This is a genomic window from Pseudorhizobium tarimense (assembly GCF_022968135.1).
Classification (GTDB): Bacteria; Pseudomonadota; Alphaproteobacteria; order Rhizobiales; family Rhizobiaceae; genus Neorhizobium; species Neorhizobium tarimense.
This window is the reverse complement of the sequence record NZ_JALJRA010000004.1, coordinates 1-13,442: the sequence shown is the minus strand read 5'-3', so window position 1 is coordinate 13,442 and position 13,442 is coordinate 1. Positions and strand designations below refer to the sequence as shown.

Below are 13,442 nucleotides of genomic sequence, written 5' to 3'. Positions count from 1 at the left end.
CGCGTGCGGTGAGCGCTCTTATAGTGGGGCGATTTGGAACCGGCAAGCGCGAAATCATTATTTTCTGCAAAAAAATGACAGGTGAATCATTGGCGGAAAATGGGTTTAAAACTGGGGAAAGTCAGCAGCTTAGCGGCATCCCGTCGGCAGCCGTTCCGCAGGAGCGCGTGGCTGGCATAACAGCTGGTGCGGGGGCGCTGAAGACGCTGCCAGCCGTGGCATTGACCCGCCCGGGAGTTGCAGTCGCGGGGATCGTTGCCGTTGCAGCCGGATCTGCAGTGGTGGCCACACTGCCGGAGAAGATGCTGATGCTGCCCGCTCGGATTCCGGTCGGCTGTGTGACCAGTTCTGCGAAGCCCGGTTGCGCCTGCGCCATGGCGGGGCCTGCGTCTGGCGGAGCGCCGTTCTCGGCAACGGAGGCGGCGGAGACCAGGCCCGGATCCACGTAGTCGTTCGAGACGGTGGTGCCGCCCTTGGCAAGAAGTCCTTTCGCAGACACGGCAGGCTTGGCTTGCCCGCTTGCCCCGTCTTCATCTTCCTTCTTGCCGCTGGTCGCGCATCCGGCGAGCGCGAAGATCAAGAGGCCCTGGACCATGAAATTGGCCACATGCCGCCGCTGCCATCTGTGCCAAGTTTTAGGCATTCTGCTTCCCGTCCGGCTGTTGTCGCGAATCGTCGGAGGAAGCGTGCCCCGGCCGCAGAGCGAGAGCAAGCGTCCGAGGCAGGCGGCGGTTACCAGCTGCCGGTGTTTTCCATTGAGGACCACGGTTCGGTTGGCGCAAGGGCAGGGCCCTTCTGGAGGATCTCGATCGAGATTCCGTCGGGTGAGCGCACGAACGCCATGTTGCCGTCGCGTGGCGGGCGGTTGATGGTGACGCCATTGTCCATCAGCTTGCGGCAATAGGCGTAGATGTCCTCCACCTCATAGGCGAGGTGCCCGAAGTTACGGCCTCCGGCGTAATCTTCCGGATCCCAGTTGTAGGTGAGCTCCAGGCAGGGTGCCCCTCTGTCGCGCGCGGCGTCGACATCTTCCGGGGCTGCCAGGAAGATCAGCGTGAACCGGCCCTTTTCGTTTTCGGTACGCCTGACCTCTTTCAGCCCCATCAGGTCGGTATAGAAGCGCATGGAGGCATCGAGGTCCTTCACGCGGACCATTGTATGAAGGTAACGCATCAGCTTGTGATCTCCTGTTTTGGCAGCCGCTATATGTGCCAGGGCACCAGTTCCGGGCAAGCCAGTGAAGATAGAAACGGTGCGGATAAATCCAAGGCGGGTACTTGCGCTGGACCGTTAGCAGGATGTTAATCTATCCTTCAGAATCAGTTAACCGGGCCGTAGCGCGTAATCGAGGGGCCGACAGACATGGCTGACAGACTGTCATCGAAGGGCATGGTGGAGATCGAGGATCTCGCCGGCGAGCCTGTCGATCTGATCGAGATTACCGGTGTCGTGAAGTGGTTCGATGTTGCCAAGGGGTTCGGCTTCATCGTGCCCGACAACGGCATGCAGGACGTGCTGCTGCACGTGACATGCCTGCGGCGCGACGGCTACCAGACCATTCTGGAAGGAACGCGGATCGTCGCTCTCATTCAGCGGCGTGAGCGCGGCTACCAAGCCTTCCGCATCCTCTCGATGGACCAGTCGACCGCGGTGCATCCTTCGCAGATGCCGCCGGTGCGCACGCATGTGCAGGTGACGCCGACGAGCGGCCTAGAGCGGGCGCTGGTGAAATGGTTCAATCGCACCAAGGGCTTCGGCTTCCTGACGCGCGGCGAGGGGACGGAAGACATCTTCATCCACATGGAGACGCTGCGCCGCTTCGGGCTGACGGAGCTTCGCCCCGGCCAAGTGGTGCTGGTGCGCTTCGGGCCCGGCGACAAGGGGCTCATGGCGGCGGAAATCCATCCCGACAACCCCAATCCGATCAGCAGGGCCCATTGATGAGAATGCTAACCCTCATGACGAAGAGCGCCTTCATGGCGCTTTTTCTGTTTCTGGCGAATGCCGTCTCGGCGCAGCAGCAGTTCGACCGGCAGGAGCTCCTGATCCAGACGGAGGACGGCAAGACGCATACGTTCGAGGTCGAGCTTGCCCTGACACCACAGGAGCGATCGCAAGGCCTGATGCACAGGGAAAGCATGCCTGCCGATCATGGGATGCTCTTCGATTTCGGCGAGAGCCGGCCCGTCTCGATGTGGATGAAGAACACGCCCCTTCCGCTCGACATGGTCTTCATCCAGCGCGACGGCACGATCTCTCATATTTACGAAAGGGCGGTGCCTTTCTCCGAAACGATCATCGATTCGCGTGGCCCAGTCGCCTATGTGCTCGAGTTGAACGGCGGTCGGGCTGATGAACTGGGGATTGATGTAGGGGACCGTGTGATCAACAAGCGCATCGACGCCGGCAAGTGACACGGAACCGTTGGTGCTTGGTGGACGTTCGATTTTTGCAGTTGCAGGCCAGCGGGGAAGCGTGTATCTCGCTGGTAAACGTGAGAACGGAGTGTAGCGCAGTCTGGTAGCGCATCTGGTTTGGGACCAGAGGGTCGGGAGTTCGAATCTCTCCACTCCGACCACGCGCCGGAAAGGACACAATCCGGCCATTCAGGGAGCGTCGTCGCGAATGTCCGCCAAGATCTATCGTCCCGCACGAAACGCCATGCAGTCCGGCAAGGCCAAGACCCATCTCTGGGTTCTGGAATTCGATCAGGAAGCCCCGCGGCGCATCGATCCCATCCTCGGCTATACCTCATCCTCGGACATGCGCCAGCAGGTCAGGCTAACCTTCGAAACGCAGGAGCAGGCGGAAGCCTATGCCAAGCGCGAAGGCATCGATTACCGCGTGATTCCGCCGAAGGAAGTGGTCCGCCAGGCCGTGTCCTACACGGACAACTTCCGCTACAACCGTATCCAGCCCTGGACCCATTGAAAATCCTGGCGTTTCCGCGCCACTCGGCCCCGTAGCTCAGCTGGATAGAGCATTCGCCTTCTAAGCGAATGGTCGCAGGTTCGAATCCTGCCGGGGTCGCCACTTTATGTTTTCATCCACGCAAGCGACTGTAATTGCTATTGATCTTGCCGAATTGGTTTGTCCGCTCGCTGCCTGATAGGGTCCAGCCGCTGAATTTGAAGTGGGCATCTCCCGTTATCTGACAGTGCTGTCGGCTTCTTCCTCAGGCCCATCGTGGCGGACTGAAGGCAGAAGTCAGCAGTCGGCGCGAAGGGGGAGACTGCCGTCGGCCCAAAGGGGACAACTGGGCGGCACGTCGGAAGCGTCGAGAAGCTGTCGGCAAGAGCGCCAGCATATAGTTCCGCAACTCGTCAAAACAACGCGTTCTGCGCTGACGACCGAACAGCCTTCGTCAGATGATCGATAGACGCTATCGGAAGACCAGCAACGATCCAGTTCAACTTGACGTCAATCCGTACCTTTGGATCGAGTTCAACCAGTCGCCCGTCTGCAATGTGCGGTTCAGCCAGTTGGACGGGTTGCATGCCCCAGGCCAATCCGTTCACGGCCAGGTCGATGAACGCATGAGTTGAGGCGACTGTATATGTCGGAGCATCAAGCTCGATACCGTACATTTCTCTCGCCCATCTTGCTTGAAGCCCGTCCCGCCTATCGAAGCGCAGGCAAGGCGCTTCCGCCAGTTGGGCAGCGGATATGCCATGAGGGAAGAAACGAGCGAGGAAGTCGGGGCTAGCGCAGGCGGCATAGCGCAGCGACCCGAGCGGGACCAGGCGACAACCCTGCACAGACCGGGCGTCGGCAGTCACAGCGGCAACTACTTCCCCTGAGCGAAGGCGGTCTCCAGTGTAAGCCTCATCATCCAGAACCAGGTGGAGCGGCAGGCTGGATGTATTGCCAAAGGACCTTGCTGCCTCAGGAAACCATGTCGCCAGGCTATCTGCGTTGACAGCGACTTTCAGAGGAACCCGTGAGCGTTCTTTGTCCGCATGCAACGCAAGATCGGGCGCGAGATCAGTTTCCAGGAGACGAACGCGGTCGAAGTGGGCGCAAAGCGAAAGGCCAAGTTTCGTCGGCAGGCACGGATTTCCCCGTATCACCAGGATGGCTCCTATGCGTTCTTCCATACCTCGAACACGTTGCGACACAGCGGAGGGCGTGATTCCCAAAGCGAGTGCGGCCCGTTCAAAGGTGCCTTCCCGGAGGACAGCGGCTACGGCTGCAAGAGCGGGGTAATCCAGCATGAATGAAGCAATGCTTTATGCGGTGAAGAAAAACAAGTTTTACTTACCGTAGCCATCACGGCATCAGAGTTGCCTATGATGAATCATGTGACCCCATTCGTTTCTGGCTTTGCCCTTTCGGCCGCACTCATCATGGCGATCGGTGCCCAGAACCTCTTCGTACTGCGTCAAGGGCTCAAGGGAGAGCACGTTGGGGCAGTCGTTCTGTTCTTCAGCCTCTCGGATGCCCTGCTCATCGCGGCCGGTGTCAGCGGCGTGGGCGTGTTTCTGACTGCTCTACCGAAGTTGGCGACGATCCTGACGGTTGGTGGCGCACTTTTCCTGGCATGGTATGGTATCACTGCCCTTCGCCGGATGACCTCAACGAACGCCATGTCATTGACAGCGACTGAGAGACTTTCGCTCGGTCGTGCCATGGTCACGGGTGCCGCGTTCACCTTTCTCAATCCCCACGTCTATCTTGATACGGTCCTCTTGATGGGAACGGCTGCGTCTGCGCAGCCTGAGGCATCACGACCCTTCTTTGCGGTGGGCGCTGCAACGGCAAGCTTCACATGGTTCGCCATTCTCGGCTACGGCGCTCGTCTGCTCCAGCCAGTGTTCACCCGCCCTGTTGCCTGGCGAATTTTGGACGCAGTCGTGGGCATTGTCATGCTAAGCCTTGCAGCGTCGCTTGTACTGAGCGCACTCAACCAAGCGAGGTGAAGCCATCATGACCGTTTCAGACCTGATGATGGTTTATGCAGCTTACGTCATCGCGGTAGCTAGTCCGGGTCCGAGCAACATGGCGATCATGAATGCTTCCATGCGCTACGGCCGCAGGTCCGGACTTTCTTTGGCCGCAGGGGTCGTCACCATGTCTGTCGTCTGGGGAACGATCGCTGCGACGGGCGTTTCGGCTGTTCTAACCACCTATGCAAACGCCATCACGATCCTGAAGGTGGCGGGTGGGCTCTATCTATTGTGGCTTGCCTTGAAAGCAGCACGATCAGCCGCGAGACATGACATCAAGTTGGGCCAGACGGCGGTTGCCGCGCCGAACGGTTGGACGTTCTATCGTAGCGGCCTACTCATGCATGTAGGCAATCCCAAGGCTGTGTTCGCCTGGCTTGCGATCATGTCACTCGGGCTTCGCCCGGATGCGACACCTGCCACTGTTGCGGTCGCGCTTATCGGTTGCATCATTCTCGGCGTCATCATCTTTTGCGGATACGCGCTCTTGTTCTCCACAGCGCCGATGGCAAGGGTCTATGCCAGGGCAAGACGTTGGTTCGAAGGCGTGCTTGCCGTGTTCTTTGCCGTCGCTGGAATCCGACTGCTCTTTTCAAGATAATCGTTCTGGGGACCACAATGCATAGCCTATCACCCTTCCACGGGCTTTCCGCTTTTCCGATCACGCCAGCAGACGAGAATGGTCGGGTTGATACAGAAACTCTGGCGCAACTGTTGGACCGCCTCTGTGAAGCGAAAGTGGACTCCATCGGCCTACTCGGCTCGACGGGCATCTACGCCTACCTGACTCGCGCTGAACGGCGTCGCACGATCGACGCGGCCGTAGAGTGCGTTGGTGGCAGGGTGCCGCTGATCGCAGGTGTCGGGGCCCTACGCACGGACGAGGCGCAACATCTTGCGCGGGATGCTGAAGCCGCTGGCGTTGATGCCATGCTCCTGGCCCCGGTCTCCTATACACCGCTCACCCAGGACGAGGCATATGAGCATTATCGGGCCGTCACCCAGGCGTCCGGTCTTCCGCTCTGCATCTACAATAACCCCAGCACCACGCATTTCAGCTTCAGTCTGGACCTATTGGCGCGGCTATCTAGCCTGCCTACGATCAAGGCCGCCAAAATGCCATTGCCCGCAGACGGAGGCCTCGCCTGCGAATTAGCGAGCCTGCGCGGACGAACTGGCCTCGCCGTTGGATATAGCGGCGATTGGGGCACGGCAGATGCAATGCTAGCGGGCGCAGACACGTTCTACAGTGTTCTCGGCGGCACGCTTCCTGATCCCGTCGTGGCGATGGTGAGGGCCGCGCAGACAGGGAATGTCGATGCGGCACGTAGAATTGACGCTCGGCTTGCAGCCCTTTGGGACACCTTCAAGACCTTCGGTAGTCTCAGGGTCATGTACCTCTTGGTAGAGCTGATCGGACTTAGAAGACTAGCTCCACCTCGGCCGCTTCTTCCGCTTGAGGGCAAGTCACGAGAAAAAGTGGTCGCGGCGATAGAACCCCTATTGCAAACTGTATGACGACCAGATTTCTGCTTGCGGCTTTCTAAGAAGCTGTTCCCTGGATGGGTGGTCTACCGTGTAATCTTCGCCTGCCACGTCCGCTTGTGGCGGCGTTTTCGCCAAGGCGGTAGTCGGCCCAACCGGTATTGAAGCCTGCCTTGCGGCGAGAGGGAAACTCATATATGAGCCGCCCCATGATCAAGACCGTGCTCATCGCCGCAATCTATTATGCGACCTCTCCATAAGGAGCGGCGCGTTTCGATCATGCCTTGAAACAAGCCGCCGTCAGGCGGCTTTGTTCATTCTGGAGAACCCCCTGGCGGCATAACCAGGAGACTTCTCGTGACACACTCAGAGACCACCACTGACCAATTCAAACCACGTTCGCCAGTGCTGAAGACGCTGGTCGAACGCGGTTACGTAAACCAGGCGACGGACCTCGCTGGCCTCGATTCCGCCTTCGAGGAAGGGTGACGGACGAGCAGATCGCCAGCAACATCGCGGGGATCAGAAAGGTCTTCGACCGCCTTCTCGTCTTCGGTGACGGCCCAACGGATGCGGTGATGGTCAACAATGCGGATTGGCTGGACAACATCCGCTGGATCGACATGCTGAGAGATGTCGGCAGGCACTTCTCGGTCAACTGCATGCTCTCCTTCGACAGCGTCAGAACAAGGCTGGAGAAGCAGGAGAACCTGAGCTTCCTGGAGTTCAACTACATGATCCTCCAGGCCTTCGATTTTCTCGAACTATCCCGCTGCGCAGGCTGCCGCTTACAAATGGGCGGAGCCGATCAGTGGGGTAACATCATCAATGGCATTCAATTGGTGCGGCGGACCGAGGGGCAGGAGGTCTTCGGTATGACAGCTCCGCTTCTCACCACGTCTTCAGGTGTGAAGATGGGCAAGACTGCGGCCGGAGCCGTATGGCTGAATGAGGACCGCCTGTCGCCCTACGACTACTGGCAGTTCTGGCGCAATACGGAGGATGCCGATGTCGCGCGCTTCCTCAAGCTCTTCACCGACCTGCCGATGGACGAGATCGAGCGTCTCGGCCGCGCAAAGGGCGTGGAACTCAACGCAGTCAAGGAACGTCTTGCCCATGAAGCCACCTGCCTCGCGCACGGAATGGATGCAGCGAGGGAGGCAGCGGCTACCGCGAAGCAGACGTTCGAACATGGTGAGGCCGCGCAGGGACTGCCTACACTCCAGCTTGTTGATGAGGAACGATCCGCTGGCGTCTCTCTCGTTGATCTCCTAGTCCGTACAGGGCTGTCGTCGTCGAAGAGTGAGGCAAGGAGAGCGATTGCAAGTCGCGGAGTGCGGCTTGACGGGAGCGTCGTTGAAGACCTCGATCTTGTGGTGTTGGTACAGCCATCCCCCGTCCGGCTTTCCTTCGGGCGAAAACGCCACGCCGTCGTTAGGTGATAAAGACGCGTCGGGTATTGTGCCCGGCGCTTCGTCCGCTTATGGCGCATCTTGCCATCAACATCCTAGCGGCATTTTTCGGAATGGCCCATCGAGCTTGGTCAATGTGCGAGGAAAACACCGCTTACTCTGGAGCGGCTAACGGAGGCGGCGACGAGAGGCTGAGGCAATGACAGCCATCACAGCGGCAACCGAGGCGACTGTCGCGAGCGCCCGCGCGGGATGTTTCTGCACCTCAAGCCACACGCTCGTTCTTCTCACGTAGTAGCTCTGGCTCCCCTCTACCGATCCATCTTCCTTTGGCTCATGAAGATTGTCCTTGGCTGCGGGCCTGCCAGCTTGATCAGCATCAGTCTGTAACCGTCGACCCAGCATCGTCATCAGCTTGTCAGTGAAACCTGCGGCGAACCTGCCTCCCAGGGAGATGAGATACCCATTGAAGCCGACATATAGTTGCCGCCTTGGGTGCTCGGCTGCAAAAAGGATGGCATCGGCAACGAGCCTTGGATCGTAGAGGATCGGCGGGAGGCGGGCGGGCTCCTCCATGTAATTTCGGGCATGTTCAGGAAAGGGGGTATGGATGGCGCTCGGGTTTATCAGCGTCACTGACACCGGTGCGCCTTCTTCCGCCAGCTCCATTCTAAGCGCATCCGTGGCCGCCTTAACAGCGTGCTTCGATGCAGAATACGCCCCTTGAAGGATCGAGCTGCGGTCGGAAAGAACGGAACCTATATTGATGATGGCACCTCCGCGATACCGTAGGTGTCCGGCCGCAAGTAGTGAGCCCTTCAGCAGACCGAAGTAGTTGATGTCGAAAATCCGCCGATGGTCTTCCATCGAGACCTTCTCCATCGTGCCGTAGGTGCCGACAGCGGCATCGTTGACCCAGGTGTCGAAGCCACCAAACTCCGCGATGGCAGTCTCATATATGCGCTCGACGGCCTTTTCATCCGCCACGTCTGCGACGCAGGTCACGACTCTTGCACCTTCCTTGCGAAGGTCGGCGGCGATTTCCTCCAGGACGTCTCGATTGCGAGCGGCAAGTACCAGTGCTGCTCCGCGTCTCGCTGCTGCTCTGGCCGTCGCCAAACCATTCCCACTGGTAGCGCCGGTAAGGACTATGGTCTGCTCGTGAAGCGGCTTCAGCCTAATCTTCATGCTCTCTCCAGCAGCCACGCCCATTTCCCGTCGGATCAAGACTCGTCATCGACGGCGCAAATGATCTGAACGTTTCAGAGCTGCATCTAGCACGAGGCCATAAACAGCGTGCGCGACGAAACCTCTCGCATGCGCCTGCCAGGGATATCGCCTTGGCTTTTCGGAAAGCCCCAACATGGCGTTCAAGCCTTCGTCTTGCAAAAAGAACATCCCAAGACCAAACAGAGTGCCTGCGCCAGTGGTGAGGGCAGGCACTCGGTGGCGAAGCGTGCCGTAGAGGGCACCAGAGATTGTACCAAGGCCGTAATGGACCGTCTTGCCGACTGTATTCTCCTCCCTTGGCTTCAGTTCCTGCCCCAGCGACTGCGCTGCGGTGTTGACGATGACGTGTGCGGGGTCCATCCCGCCGGGCCGAACAGCTTGAGTTCGTCGACGAGCTTCAGGAGCCTCGTGCCTTAGGTTGAACCAGTCCACCCGATCCATGACCCATACCGCTGCCGCTCCGGCTGCTGCGCCAATCAGCACATCTGCTACCGCGCTGCTTCGTCCACCGCCGCTCATCCGCGTTCTCCCGGGACAACATCTTCAGCGAGAACAAGGCCCAGAAGGCAATGTTCCGACGACGCGTTGAAAGTGCTGGCAAGGACGCGCCCTGTTCTTTTACTAGAAGTCATGAGCGACCCGTCTATCACGTCACTACTCATCATCGGAGCAACGTTTCTGGTTGCCGGGACGATCAAAGGCGTCACCGGCTTGGGACTTCCAACCGTCGCGATGGGTGTCCTCGGCGCACTGATTTCACCAGTTGCAGCCGCAGCCATGCTCATCATTCCATCGTTCGTGACGAACGTCTGGCAGCTAGTTGCTGGCCCAAACCTAATGCCGATTGTGAGGCGGCTGGCCACGATGATGGCCGCCATCTTTGTCGGTACGATTGCCAGTGCATCCATGTTGGCCGGGAGCACCAGCGCAAGCACATTCGCGCTCGGCCTCGCCCTCAGCGCCTATGCACTCTATACGCTGCTCGCCAAGCCCTGCCGATCAATCCGGCTCATGAGCGTTGGCTTTCACCCGTGGTCGGGCTGACTACCGGAATCGTCACCGGGGCCACAGGTGTCTTCGTCATTCCCGCTGTGCCCTATGTGCAAGCTTTGGGCTTCAATAAAGACGGCCTGGTTCAGGCTCTGGGTCTCTCGTTCACGGTGTCGACCATAGCGCTTGTGGTGGGGCTCGCATCGCGTGGAGCGTTCCAATTCAACGGGGTAGCCTTCTCAGCTCTCGCCGTTGCCCCGCGCTGATCGGCATGTGGTTTGGCCAGCGAATAAGACAATCTGTCAGCCCCGCGAAGTTCAAACGCTGGTTCCTGATCGCGCTCATTATTCTTGGCTCCGAAATGATGCTGCGGGGCGTTTGGTGACCAAGAGTTCCTGTTTAGTCCTGGCAACGGTCGGCGGAAGCTGATCCGCCGCGCAGGCATCATCAATAGCGCCCCGTTTTTATGGTCGATGGCGTGAGCTTGGTACCTCGTAACCCGCTGCTACAGCGCTGCAGGGTGCGGGAGGGACTTGTTGCCTTCGGCTATAGTGGTTGACAACAGCCTTGGCTGGTGATGCCGGGATAGACGATCCGTTGCTCATAGAGAAGGACAGCGCCTTCGGTGAGTTTGGCCGGAGTCACTTTCGGGCCTTCCATCAGATGATAGACCTTTACGCCTTGCTGCAGAAGGTAGTCACCAATGATCCTCCTATGGCAGCGCCACCATACGCTTTCCGCGCACATGATGGCGCAACGTCTTGAGGTGCCGAGTGCAAGGAGCTGCTTCAGATCGTTACAGCTTTCAAGTTCCCCCGGAACTAACGAAGGACGCCTTGGTTAGCGGGTTTGTCGCGCTGTCCAAAGGGGGCGTGGGGATGTTGGAGCCTGATGAGCAGTTGAACCTTCTGCAGGAAACGCTGATGTTTGCGCGAGAAGCGGCAGCAGGTGTGGCCGCTGAGCTTCAGCGAGGGTCCTCCATTAAATCAGAAGGTGGGGCCGACGGGTGGAGATAGCCCGGATGCGCGTTTGCGGCTCCTTGGCGGCCAAGCGGACGGTAGAGGAGATCAGAGGCTCTGATCGCACTCCGACGAATGAAGTTGTCAGGAAGGAAGGTACACTAGAGATGGCAGATGCGCGCTCACCTGAAGAAGTGTTGGACGATCACTTGCGGCTTCGGGCAGACCCCCACGTGGTGCTTCTCACCAGCAACTCGAACATGAGGGGCCATGACGCATTGCGCAATTCCGCCAGACGCTGACGCAGCAGTTACCTCAGGCTATCTTCAGCTATCAGGTCAAGCAGGTGCACGGCCCCTACGCCCTCCTCATCTGGTCTGCAACCTCCTCACGCTTCGAAGCCGTCGATGGAGCGGATAGCTTCGTCATCGAGAATGGAAAGATAAGGTTCCAGTCCATCCACTACGCTGTTCTAGGCTCAGATCACGATGGAACAAGGCCAAAGGTGCTAGGCGGAACTACTGCCTAGATGCCAGTGAGGTCACCTCGGATCGCGGGATTCCGTTTCGTCAGGCAGCATACCTACGCGGTGTCTGTAGGATAGCTCGCCCCCTTTCCACCCGGTGTAAAGGATGAGAACGAAGATCAGTATAGATGCTCCCAATCCCCAAGGGACCACCGAAGGAGGTCCGTCCGACCAACGGAGCAGGAGACTGGCAATCGCCACAACGACGGCAACGACGTTTCCGAGCATGTGACGCCAAGCGTCGCGGAGAGCCCGAATCTTGCGGTTGCCGACAAAGTCGATCAAGCCCGCTACCGCCGCAATCGCTGCGGTAACTATCGCCACGAAAAGAGCCCAGAATCCGGCAGTCGCCCAGAGAGGGTCAGCAGTCCACCAAAATGCGAGATCGCACAGGAGCGTGGCGACAAAGAAGCCTATTGGTAGCGGGACCAGGAGGGGGTGCAGGGGATGGCCCTTGATCCGAGCCGTTGTTGCAAGGCCAGCGAGATTGCGGTTGCTCATGACGTATCCTCCATCGTTCGATCTGCAACCAAGCTCCACCGTTCTAGTTCCAGAAGACAGGTATAAGCAGATGATGGCCACTAACGGCACCACACTGCCGTACCCACTCTCGAACCCAAGCCGCCGTTACTTGTCGATCTGCATGTTGGTGATAGGGCCGAGCAGGCCAGCGGCCCCAAACGACGGAAGAAGCGATGGGGCGGCGGCTTCACCGCCCGGCCGCCGTTAGACAGCTAGACGCAAACGCGCATTCTCGAATGGGAAGCCCTCGTCATCGACCGAGCGCCGTGAAAGCTCTTGAAAGCCTAGCCGACTGTAGAAGCTCAATGCCTTATGGTGTAGGTGTAGACTTCAAGAGTAAGCTCACCTTTCAAGCTCAAGGCGTAAGCGATGAGCTGGCTCCCAAACCAAGCCCTTGTCGATCTGGGGAGACAAATAATCCTCCAATGAACGCGTCTAGCAGGCTGATGAAGCCAACCGGTTGATCCGTCACAGTCGCTACCCAGGTTTCCGCACTCGGGAGGTATTGGTCTTCGACAAGTGAGCTTGCTCCAACAAACGACGCTCGCCGATGAACGGATGAGCAATTAGAGACGCCTGGAGCCAAATGTGTGACAGAGCTTTAGTATCCGATGCCTGGGAAGGCCGGATTACAAGTTCATCTTTCGCCATGTGAACTTCCGTAGAATGATTGCTAAGAGGTCCGGCCACTATTCTAAGTGCCGGGCGATGCCGCTAGGTGCGGCCAGTATGACTGCCTCTGTGCATAAATCTCCTTCTACCGAAGGCGTCATCTAGGCTGCTGACTATCCGTCGTCAACGGTTGCATTGGGTCGAGTGGGCTCTCCAATGCTACGGCCGCTTCTGCGTCATGACGGCATTCGGCACATAGAGTCTGTCGTTCCCGGCAGTCTCAACTTCTCGGGGAACCGCATCGATCTTTATTGCTACTGCGATGGAAGCATAGTTTTCAGGGTGGATGACGTGCACCGCCTCTGCCCACCCAAGCTCATCGAACGCCCACTTCAAGCATCTAATGGCCGCCTCAGTAGCATACCCTCTTCCCCAGACGTCTCGGCTGAATGCCCACCCGATTTCTTGCCCAGGCCAATCTGGAGGAGACCAAGCGCCCGCTCGCCCCACCCAGCGAGCTGTTGCCTTCTCGACTACTGAAAAGTTGCTGTACCCATGAATGCTCCAAGCCTCAGCAAAAAGCCACAGGTTCCTCCATGCCCCAGCGGCGTCTTGGCGACCGCCAATGAACCGCGTGGCTTCGGCGTCCGAAAGAAATGCAGTCCATGCAGAACGATCAGATGTGTCAGGCGAAATGAGAAACTGACCCCCTAACGAAATAAAGAACTGCCCCCTCGTTTCACAACGAGGAGAGATGGAT

The 13,442-nt window shown here is 58.7% G+C and carries 15 protein-coding genes, 2 tRNA genes and 2 pseudogenes; 10 read left to right on the top strand and 9 right to left on the bottom strand.

Going from position 1 to position 13,442, the window contains the following annotated elements; translation table 11 throughout:
- Positions 1-121: 121 nt before the first annotated feature.
- Positions 122-643, bottom strand: coding sequence for a hypothetical protein (locus tag MUU54_RS05455; RefSeq protein ID WP_247243027.1), 522 nt, complete (start codon positions 641-643; stop codon positions 122-124).
- Between the two features lie 89 nt (positions 644-732).
- Entirely contained in the window at positions 733-1,173 is a 441-nt protein-coding gene (locus tag MUU54_RS05450; RefSeq protein WP_247243026.1) for a VOC family protein, read from the bottom strand.
- Positions 1,174-1,362: 189 nt separating this feature from the next.
- Between MUU54_RS05450 and MUU54_RS05445 the strand changes: the two genes are divergently transcribed.
- From MUU54_RS05445 to MUU54_RS05425, 5 genes are all read left to right on the top strand, one after another.
- Positions 1,363-1,941 (top strand): cold-shock protein, encoded by a 579-nt coding sequence (locus MUU54_RS05445; RefSeq protein WP_247243025.1) that lies wholly within the window; start codon positions 1,363-1,365, stop codon positions 1,939-1,941.
- A gap of 17 nt (positions 1,942-1,958) precedes the next feature.
- Complete coding sequence (locus tag MUU54_RS05440; RefSeq protein WP_376742056.1) at positions 1,959-2,414, top strand: DUF192 domain-containing protein; 456 nt, start codon at positions 1,959-1,961, stop codon at positions 2,412-2,414.
- An 87-nt stretch (positions 2,415-2,501) separates the two neighbouring features.
- Positions 2,502-2,578, top strand: a tRNA-Pro gene (locus MUU54_RS05435).
- Positions 2,579-2,625: 47 nt separating this feature from the next.
- Positions 2,626-2,931, top strand: coding sequence for an ETC complex I subunit (locus MUU54_RS05430; RefSeq protein WP_247243023.1), 306 nt, complete (start codon positions 2,626-2,628; stop codon positions 2,929-2,931).
- 25 nt (positions 2,932-2,956) lie between these two features.
- A tRNA-Arg gene (locus MUU54_RS05425) sits at positions 2,957-3,033 on the top strand.
- A 290-nt stretch (positions 3,034-3,323) separates the two neighbouring features.
- Here MUU54_RS05425 and MUU54_RS05420 read toward each other — a convergent pair.
- A complete protein-coding gene (locus MUU54_RS05420; RefSeq protein WP_247243022.1) occupies positions 3,324-4,214 on the bottom strand; it encodes a LysR family transcriptional regulator ArgP in 891 nt (296 codons plus the stop codon).
- 78 nt (positions 4,215-4,292) lie between these two features.
- Here MUU54_RS05420 and MUU54_RS05415 point away from each other — a divergent pair, with 78 nt between their 5' ends.
- From MUU54_RS05415 to tyrS, 4 genes and pseudogenes are all read left to right on the top strand, one after another.
- A complete protein-coding gene (locus tag MUU54_RS05415) occupies positions 4,293-4,919 on the top strand; it encodes a LysE/ArgO family amino acid transporter (protein WP_247243266.1) in 627 nt (208 codons plus the stop codon).
- A 7-nt stretch (positions 4,920-4,926) separates the two neighbouring features.
- Positions 4,927-5,547, top strand: coding sequence for a LysE family translocator (locus MUU54_RS05410; RefSeq protein WP_247243021.1), 621 nt, complete (start codon positions 4,927-4,929; stop codon positions 5,545-5,547).
- Positions 5,548-5,564: 17 nt separating this feature from the next.
- On the top strand, positions 5,565-6,464 hold the full coding sequence (locus MUU54_RS05405; RefSeq protein WP_247243020.1) for a dihydrodipicolinate synthase family protein: 900 nt from the start codon (positions 5,565-5,567) through the stop codon (positions 6,462-6,464).
- Between the two features lie 324 nt (positions 6,465-6,788).
- Positions 6,789-7,873: pseudogene (gene tyrS / locus MUU54_RS05400) on the top strand (tyrosine--tRNA ligase).
- 138 nt (positions 7,874-8,011) lie between these two features.
- Here tyrS and MUU54_RS05395 read toward each other — a convergent pair.
- Positions 8,012-9,031 carry an SDR family oxidoreductase gene (locus MUU54_RS05395; protein WP_247243019.1) on the bottom strand — a complete coding sequence of 340 codons (1,020 nt, stop codon included), beginning with the start codon at positions 9,029-9,031 and terminating at the stop codon, positions 8,012-8,014.
- Positions 9,032-9,076: 45 nt separating this feature from the next.
- Positions 9,077-9,592, bottom strand: coding sequence for a DUF1440 domain-containing protein (locus MUU54_RS05390; protein WP_247243018.1), 516 nt, complete (start codon positions 9,590-9,592; stop codon positions 9,077-9,079).
- 111 nt (positions 9,593-9,703) lie between these two features.
- Between MUU54_RS05390 and MUU54_RS05385 the strand changes: the two are divergent.
- Positions 9,704-10,448: pseudogene (locus MUU54_RS05385) on the top strand (sulfite exporter TauE/SafE family protein).
- A 161-nt stretch (positions 10,449-10,609) separates the two neighbouring features.
- Here the strand turns inward: MUU54_RS05385 and MUU54_RS05380 are convergent.
- The 4 genes from MUU54_RS05380 to MUU54_RS24930 all read right to left on the bottom strand — a co-directional run bounded on the left by MUU54_RS05380 (position 10,610) and on the right by MUU54_RS24930 (position 13,378).
- Complete coding sequence (locus MUU54_RS05380; protein WP_281433237.1) at positions 10,610-10,855, bottom strand: DUF488 family protein; 246 nt, start codon at positions 10,853-10,855, stop codon at positions 10,610-10,612.
- Positions 10,856-11,563: 708 nt separating this feature from the next.
- Positions 11,564-12,049, bottom strand: coding sequence for a DUF2231 domain-containing protein (locus MUU54_RS05375; RefSeq protein ID WP_247243017.1), 486 nt, complete (start codon positions 12,047-12,049; stop codon positions 11,564-11,566).
- Positions 12,050-12,425: 376 nt separating this feature from the next.
- Positions 12,426-12,542 (bottom strand): hypothetical protein, encoded by a 117-nt coding sequence (locus tag MUU54_RS24935; protein WP_376742055.1) that lies wholly within the window; start codon positions 12,540-12,542, stop codon positions 12,426-12,428.
- 359 nt (positions 12,543-12,901) lie between these two features.
- Positions 12,902-13,378, bottom strand: coding sequence for a GNAT family N-acetyltransferase (locus MUU54_RS24930; RefSeq protein ID WP_376742058.1), 477 nt, complete (start codon positions 13,376-13,378; stop codon positions 12,902-12,904).
- Between the last annotated feature and the right edge of the window lie 64 nt (positions 13,379-13,442).

Excerpts from the sequence above, each read along its gene's own strand:
- MUU54_RS05455 (WP_247243027.1), bottom strand. The coding sequence starts at position 643 with ATGCCTAAAACTTGGCACAGATGGCAGCGGCGGCATGTGGCCAATTTC.
- MUU54_RS05450 (WP_247243026.1), bottom strand. The coding sequence starts at position 1,173 with ATGCGTTACCTTCATACAATGGTCCGCGTGAAGGACCTCGATGCCTCC.
- MUU54_RS05445 (WP_247243025.1), top strand. The coding sequence starts at position 1,363 with ATGGCTGACAGACTGTCATCGAAGGGCATGGTGGAGATCGAGGATCTC.
- MUU54_RS05440 (WP_376742056.1), top strand. The coding sequence starts at position 1,959 with ATGACGAAGAGCGCCTTCATGGCGCTTTTTCTGTTTCTGGCGAATGCC.
- MUU54_RS05430 (WP_247243023.1), top strand. The coding sequence starts at position 2,626 with ATGTCCGCCAAGATCTATCGTCCCGCACGAAACGCCATGCAGTCCGGC.
- MUU54_RS05420 (WP_247243022.1), bottom strand. The coding sequence starts at position 4,214 with ATGCTGGATTACCCCGCTCTTGCAGCCGTAGCCGCTGTCCTCCGGGAA.
- MUU54_RS05415 (WP_247243266.1), top strand. The coding sequence starts at position 4,293 with ATGAATCATGTGACCCCATTCGTTTCTGGCTTTGCCCTTTCGGCCGCA.
- MUU54_RS05410 (WP_247243021.1), top strand. The coding sequence starts at position 4,927 with ATGACCGTTTCAGACCTGATGATGGTTTATGCAGCTTACGTCATCGCG.
- MUU54_RS05405 (WP_247243020.1), top strand. The coding sequence starts at position 5,565 with ATGCATAGCCTATCACCCTTCCACGGGCTTTCCGCTTTTCCGATCACG.
- MUU54_RS05395 (WP_247243019.1), bottom strand. The coding sequence starts at position 9,031 with ATGAAGATTAGGCTGAAGCCGCTTCACGAGCAGACCATAGTCCTTACC.
- MUU54_RS05390 (WP_247243018.1), bottom strand. The coding sequence starts at position 9,592 with ATGAGCGGCGGTGGACGAAGCAGCGCGGTAGCAGATGTGCTGATTGGC.
- MUU54_RS05375 (WP_247243017.1), bottom strand. The coding sequence starts at position 12,049 with ATGAGCAACCGCAATCTCGCTGGCCTTGCAACAACGGCTCGGATCAAG.